Source organism: Bartonella sp. CL162QHHD, assembly GCF_042195435.1.
Lineage (GTDB): Bacteria > Pseudomonadota > Alphaproteobacteria > Rhizobiales > Rhizobiaceae > Bartonella.
Window position 1 is genome coordinate 1 of the sequence record NZ_JBHIOG010000089.1, and the last position, 1,733, is coordinate 1,733.

Annotated in this window: 2 protein-coding genes; both read left to right on the forward strand. The window is 37.3% G+C overall.

Annotation, left to right across the window (positions count from 1 at the left end; genetic code table 11):
* Positions 1–105 precede the first annotated feature (105 nt).
* Positions 106–828 (forward strand): hypothetical protein, encoded by a 723-nt coding sequence (locus ACFILD_RS09545; protein ID WP_273791663.1) that lies wholly within the window; start codon positions 106–108, stop codon positions 826–828.
* 71 nt (positions 829–899) lie between these two features.
* Positions 900–1,727 carry a phage recombination protein Bet gene (gene bet, locus ACFILD_RS09550; RefSeq protein WP_375658291.1) on the forward strand — a complete coding sequence of 276 codons (828 nt, stop codon included), beginning with the start codon at positions 900–902 and terminating at the stop codon, positions 1,725–1,727.
* Positions 1,728–1,733 lie beyond the last annotated feature (6 nt).

The following is a 1,733-nucleotide window of genomic DNA, read 5'->3' on the forward strand; positions in this document are numbered from 1 at the left end:
AGCGATATAAGCTACATAAGCCGTTTCTAACAACCAAACAACATTTTTAAACACAAGCGTGATTCACGCCACGGGTGAATTGTACGCAAATCAAGGAAATAAACCATGGAAAAAAAATACGAACTTACTGATGAAACAATTCAGTTTGATGGAAAAACTCTTCACCGTATTCGTGCTTTAAGGGATTTTGATGATGTCAAAAAAGGAGATCTTGGTGGCTTTATTGAAAAGGAATATAACTTAGGTCATGATGGCAATTGCTGGGTCTATGATGATGCCAAGGTGCTTGAAAGCGCTACCATTTTTCATAATGCCAAGATATTTGATGGCGCCTGTATTAGTGGAAATGCTTCAGTTTATTCTGATGCACAAGTTTACAGTCGTGCTGTTGTTTTTGGTAATGCCGAAGTTTCTGGTAGTGCACATGTTTTTGGTGATGCTGTTGTTCGCGACAAATCTCATGTTTACGGTGATGCAGAAGTTTACAATAGCGCACTCATTTATGGTGACGCAGAAGTTTTTGAGAATGCACGAATAAAGAATAGTGCCCACATTTACGACAATGCTCGTGTATATGGGAACGCAATAATTTGTGGTCCTGCTCTCATTTATAACAATGCTAAAGTTTATGGTGATGTCATTATATCATGCTCCAATTTCACGTATGAGGATGATATTAATTATGGAAATGTTGAGATTTTTGGAGATGCAAAAGTTTATGATAGTGCTCGCATTTATGACGCAGTCAAGATCTTTAGAAATGCCGAAATTCGTGGATTAGCTAATATTCGCGGAAACACGAGAATTCCTCAAGACATAAAAATTTAACAACCAACCAGCCTTTTAACACCAGCGTGATTCACGCCACGGGTGAATTGCGCGCAATGTAGGAAATCAAGATGACAAATTCTACTTTTTTAAAAGAAATGGCAGAAAAATATGGATTTTCTGCTGAAGAATTTCGAACCACAATCATAAAAACTTGTATTGGAGATAAAAATGCTAATGTCATCACTGATGCAGAATTTGCCGTTTTTCTTTTTGTTGCCAATACTTATGGACTTAACCCTTTAACAAAAGAAATCTATGCATTCCCTAAAAAAGGCGGCGGCATCATACCCGTTGTTTCTATCGACGGTTGGATAAAGATCATCAAATCAAATCCTGACTTTGATGGCATGACCTTTCAAGATCAACTCAATGAAGATGGGAATATCATTGCTATCAAATGTGCTATTCGTCTCAAAGGAATTAAAGACCCTATCGAAGTCACCGAATATCTCAAAGAATGCGAACAAGACAAAAGTGAACCTTGGAAAAAATACCCCGCACGTATGTTGCGCCATAAAGCTACTATACAGTGTGCTCGCTATGCTTTCGGGCTTTCCGGTATTTATGAAGAAGATGAAGCAAAACGTATCAATGAAACAAACCATAACGTACAAACGAAGTTAGTTTCTTATGATGTGCTTACGCAAATCAAACAATTAATAAACATCACTCAAACAGAAGAAGAAAAAGTGCTTGATTATGCACAAGTCGATAGGCTTGAAGATCTTCCTGATGAAGTAGCACAAAGGATTTTGGATATTTTGCAAAAGAGACAGCATGAAAAAGAACAATCTTTCCTACAACAAAAGCAAATAGAAGCGCCTATACAAGATGCCGAATATATTCACGTCCAAGATATAGAATATGTATCACAAGAACAAAGAACGGCGGTGTGATATGGA